At 68.9% G+C, this 736-nt stretch carries 1 protein-coding gene; it reads right to left on the minus strand.

Annotated features, from left to right (window positions below; all coding sequences use genetic code 11):
• Positions 1-736, minus strand: a 736-nt coding sequence (locus tag NS334_RS16765) for an FAD-dependent oxidoreductase (protein WP_206542715.1), incomplete at both ends; no start/stop codon positions are given.

A 736-nucleotide genomic window follows, 5' to 3' on the forward strand; every position in this document is an offset into this window, starting at 1 on the left:
ATGTTGCCGTAGAGCAGCGCGGTCCTGGTCGAATTGCTCTGCTCGATGATGACGTCATCGTGCGACAGCCCGAGCGGGTTGCCGGGAATCTCAAGCGCAATCCGATCGTAGCTACCGAGGCCGAGTTTCGCGATAAGCGCGCCGAGGCCCTGCCGGCAGGCGATCGCGGTGTTGCGGTCCTGCGCGCGCACCTTGTCGACGGCGGAGAGATCCTTCAGGTCCTTGCCGCTGAAACTGGCGCCGAGCAGGAATTCGGCGGTGCCGGCCCAATCGCCGAGGTCCTTCGGCATCACAGCGGCGCAGGCGATATCGGCCTTGCGCGAGGCGTCGTCGATGGCGCGATTGGCGCGCACCAGCGCCGCCAGAAACTCCTCGGTCTCGCCGGGGCGGGCGTAGCGCCGACCGATGCGAATCTTCTGGCCCGCAGGCGCCGTGACGATGTCGAGGCCCGCGGAACGCGCCAGCCGGATCATCGGGTTGGTTTCGGGATGGTGCATCCAGCGCGCGCCACGGTCGAACGGCACATCGAATGTCGATGCGTCGGTCTGGCAGCGGCCGCCGACCTGGCCGGATGCCCCCACCACGATCGCCTTGCGGTTCGCGGCGGCGATCCGTCGCGCCGCGGCAATGCCCGCGGCACCGGCGCAGAACACGACGACATCGGCCTCGCCCGGCAACGGCCCAGCAAGCGCCCGCCCGCCCAGCACCCGCGCCCACCCGAAGACCATCCATAAAA

The sequence above is a fragment of the Sphingomonas endophytica genome, assembly GCF_001476895.1.
Taxonomy (GTDB): domain Bacteria; phylum Pseudomonadota; class Alphaproteobacteria; order Sphingomonadales; family Sphingomonadaceae; genus Sphingomonas; species Sphingomonas endophytica_A.